A 3,966-nucleotide genomic window follows, 5' to 3' on the forward strand; every position below is an offset into this window, starting at 1 on the left:
GTATTGTTTCCATAACGGTCACCTAGATCTAATCTTCATACGGGGGGGGGTGACCACAAGCTGGCGTTAGCTTGCAAAAATTGTCTACCGTAAGGTAGGAGTGCTCCTAATCGTCGCTCATGCTTGTGGGTGGGGATTTCTCAGTCAGTCTGTCCGAAAGGCAGTAAGCAGTCGATGCCCCTCACCCCCGCCTCTAACCTTATACAAATAATTAGAGACAGGTTAAACATACAAGCCTGTCGAAGTGCATCACCAGCATCCTTCGGCTAATAAAAAACCCCATGTCTTGCGACATGAGGTTTCGTGTTGGTGGAGGCGGCGGGAATTGAACCCGCGTCCGCCGATTCTCAGCCTTCGGCTCTACATGCTTAGATCCGCCTTTGGATTTAACTCAATAACGACCCAGCGGTCGGGGTTCTATCAAGCGATCCTGTTAAGTTTTAGCTGGCCAGCCACAGGCATACTGGGCCTCGCGAGTCTACTTACGATGACAGTCCGAAAACCGGCCAGTAGACGAGCCGGACAGACTGGGAAACTCGTAGGGTTTAGCTACGATTAAGCTGCAAATGCAAACTCTTCTTCGAAGAGTTCGTTTTGAGCGTCTCCAAGAGCTACCAAGTTGGCAACTATAAGGTTTGTAGTGTTTTGATTAACGAGAACCACTACGTCCTCGGCATGCACCTTAGGTTTCGATACCGTCGTCGAATCCAGATCGCCCCCGGTTCAAAACTTCTGGGATCATTTAGTTATAGGCCATCTATGTAATTAAGACAATTTTTTATATAGATGGCTCGGGGGCTGGGAGACTAGTTAACCAGTTCAATGCCGAGATAACTCAAGAGTCGTGCGGCTTCGTAGCGTGTGAATTTTGCTCCCTGAACCCGATTATTGTTGATATCAATGTCATATTGGCTGGCTTCGGTGAAGTCTGAGTTTTCCAGGTTGGTTCGTGCAAAAGTGCTTCCAGTAAAGTCTGAATAGCAGAACTCCCCATGATTGAGGTCAGTATCGGTGAAGTCAGCATTGTGAATTTTGCATTCTCGCAGACGAATCGAAGCTAAATGAAGTCCGAAAAAGCTGGAGTCATTGAGTATGCATTGATCAAAGTGAATGGGGGAGGGGAGTGCCAAACTGGGCCAGTCTGCCTTGGTCCAGTCAACGCCTACCAGCTTACACTCCTGGAATGAGACATCATTAAATCGGCAGTATCTGAGTTGAGCCAGGCTTAGATTGCACTTCTGGAAGTGGCAGTCGATGAATCGGCACTTATCAAAGGTTGCCTCACTGAAATCACAGCCTGTGAAGGTGCAGTCGTCGAATTCTGTGTCTTGAACTGTCTGGTTGGATAAATCCAGGCTTTCAAAGCTATTGGAGAGGAACTCCCGACTGTTTTGATCGAATTGTTGCACTGGAAGTTCCTTGGTGAATGATTAGAGAGGGTATTCTATGCCTCCAGGTTGATGATCAGAAAGTAATTTCTATACCTCTTTTAGAGAGTTGTCTCTTGGCCAGAAGGTATGAACGGTGAACGTTTGCATCCACACTATAGCGGTTGTCCTTAAAGCGGCATGTATAGCGAGAGGCTCGTAAAGACAGTTTCCATAGTTCGGTTTTCAGGTTTTCATCGACTTCATTGCTTTCTTCGATCTCAGCTACTCTCTGAGAAAAAAACACAGGGGCGGGGGGTAATGTAGAGAAAAATTTCCATTCTTCAGCGTCTAAATAGCTTATAAATGGGTGTTGCTGCTTGTATTTTCTTGCTCTGCTCTATTCAATATTTGTGTGCTCTGGTTTATCTCTGATCTTAGTGCCAGTAATGAGTCGTTTACCCTTTAGACCTTATTCCACTCTATGATAATCTGCGTTGGAAAAGTGATTATCATGGAATGGATGTATGGAATACGATCACGGTGTGTGCGTAACAAAACGTTTACACGAGATGACCCCGCTTGAACGAATCATGGCGGACTTTGAGCAAAAGTGTAAGAAATACCACACTGATAAAGGCGAGTTCGATGTTGCTAAAAAAGCGGCTAAGAAAGGAAATGGTATTAAGCCTTCAAAAGCGGATGAGAAAGCTCTTTCCAAGAAGTCCCGTGAACTCAACCGTTTGCTGAAACAATTAGCTGCAGAGCGCCTGGCAACCCTGACTCAGGTGAGTGTACAGGATGGTCTTGAAAAGTATCGAACAGAGCTGAAGCCTTCAGAAGATTCAACACGAAAAGATCGTTCCATTCTTCGCAATGCTATGGGTATAGAGGCTCATCACCCCACCAAAGTTCTGGCAAAGTTTATGGAGGATGATGGGCGACATGCGCCAGATCCTAAGTCGAGATTTACAGCCCATCATATTGTTCAGGGGAAAGGTAGAACTCGGTTTGCTGCAGAAGCTAGAGTTGATATGCATTTTCACGGAATAAGGATCAATGACCCTGATAATGGGGTTTGGATGCCTAGAAAAATTTCCGATAAAGGCCATCCGGCTATGAAGCATGCCAATGCCCATGCTGAGATTCACACTTATAACTACGAGCATTGGGTTCATAACAGAACCAGAAACATCGATAATGAAGATGCTTTTAGAGGTAAGCTTTTATCTATACGAACCCTATTGCGGGATGGGCAGCAGCCTGATTATGTGACTGAGCCGCCACTGGAGGAGGTTTTTAAGTCGTGACTCTGTATAAAGTTCATGAAGACGCAGCCAACTACCAGAGTTTGACGCTGGATGTTGATGATTTTCTGGATCTTTTGGATCCCCATATCGGTGAAGCTGCGGCTATGCAGCTCAGTAAAAAAAATGTATCGATAAAAGCATGTTGGGAGCCTCTAGATCTTGGCTATTACCACAATGAAGGAACAGTAAGTCTCGCAGATATAAGTATTTGGCGGTCGGGTGTTTTGCTGATGAATCAAAAAGCCTTTCGTGCCTTGGAAGGTATACTTGCTCCCTTTGGTGAAATTCTGCCCTGTGAGCTCTATGGCAACCCAGCCTATTTTTTCAACTGCCTGAACCTGAAACCTTCTGATGCTGCACAAATAAAATATCGAATGCATAAAGATATCTTTGCAGATGTTGAGTCTATAGTTTTTTCTGATGATGAAAGCGATGATATCTTCAAGCATGAGAATGAGATCAGCTTTGAGATGTTCTGTTCCAAACAACTGGTGGACGTCGTAGAACAGGCAGATTTAAAGGGACTGGCCTTTACAGAGAATCTTGCTGCAAGTGTTCCAGCCTGAACTTGCTGCGACCAGAAAGAGAGTGCTATTCACGGAGAGGGCGCCTGAATCAGGATAGTTGTCCCTAAAACTGGTCTTCTCTCTGTCTGCTCAAGGCGGCATTGGGTTCTCTGTCTGTCAGTGCATAAAACTGATTTGTCTGTTCTGGGAAAGCAGTGAATACCATTGCACTCAGCAATGGTGCGAATAAATATTTTTTCTTACTCATAAGTAGTGAGCCACTCTTACTTGTCGCCCTGATCTAACTTTTGGACGTTACTGAGCCATGAAGAACAGTTTGTAGAGGAGGTTGGGGTAGCCTGAATTACTCGGTGTTTCAGTCCTCCGTGTGTGGCTCTTTAACGGGAGGCTTTTTGTGGTTCAGATCAGTACTTTCTTGTAAATATGAGTGTGTTCTGATTTACCCTGTTGGTTCACTGAGCAACGCCTTCTACTTTTAGATAATATGACCTTTTCTATCTTCCAGGTGCTCTATAGTTATTAGGGAACCTGCGAATAACCTCTAATTTACTTCCCTTCTTGAATCGAGTTCGAAGTAGGACTGAAATCAGAGGTCTCAACCCCTTATTTGTATGATATTTAGCCACTTTCGTGACTTCAGGGCGGACTAACCCTGTGCCCGGATCATTTGATCCAGTCGAACAATATTCGCCAGGGCAAATAAAGTAGACAGTTTATTGTCATTCTTCTTCAAACCTCGATACCTGGCTTTTATAAATCCAA

Annotated in this window: 3 protein-coding genes, 1 other RNA gene and 1 pseudogene; 2 read left to right on the top strand and 3 right to left on the bottom strand. The window is 44.8% G+C overall.

Annotation, left to right across the window (positions count from 1 at the left end):
- Positions 1-307: 307 nt before the first annotated feature.
- Positions 308-720, bottom strand: a transfer-messenger RNA (tmRNA) gene (ssrA, locus tag WG89_RS01915).
- An 86-nt stretch (positions 721-806) separates the two neighbouring features.
- Positions 807-1,409, bottom strand: coding sequence for a pentapeptide repeat-containing protein (locus WG89_RS01920; RefSeq protein WP_062260607.1), 603 nt, complete (start codon positions 1,407-1,409; stop codon positions 807-809).
- 485 nt (positions 1,410-1,894) lie between these two features.
- On the opposite strand from WG89_RS01920, the gene WG89_RS01930 reads away from it, so the two are divergent.
- Together WG89_RS01930 and WG89_RS01935 are read left to right on the top strand one after the other, a co-directional pair.
- Positions 1,895-2,677, top strand: coding sequence for an AHH domain-containing protein (locus WG89_RS01930; RefSeq protein ID WP_062260611.1), 783 nt, complete (start codon positions 1,895-1,897; stop codon positions 2,675-2,677).
- A gap of 41 nt (positions 2,678-2,718) precedes the next feature.
- Positions 2,719-3,243 (top strand): hypothetical protein, encoded by a 525-nt coding sequence (locus WG89_RS01935; RefSeq protein ID WP_153301369.1) that lies wholly within the window; start codon positions 2,719-2,721, stop codon positions 3,241-3,243.
- A 607-nt stretch (positions 3,244-3,850) separates the two neighbouring features.
- On the opposite strand, the pseudogene WG89_RS31940 reads toward WG89_RS01935, so the two are convergent.
- Positions 3,851-3,966, bottom strand: a pseudogene (locus WG89_RS31940) (IS5/IS1182 family transposase); the annotation flags it as partial.

The sequence above is a fragment of the Endozoicomonas arenosclerae genome (assembly GCF_001562015.1).
Lineage (GTDB): Bacteria > Pseudomonadota > Gammaproteobacteria > Pseudomonadales > Endozoicomonadaceae > Endozoicomonas_A > Endozoicomonas_A arenosclerae.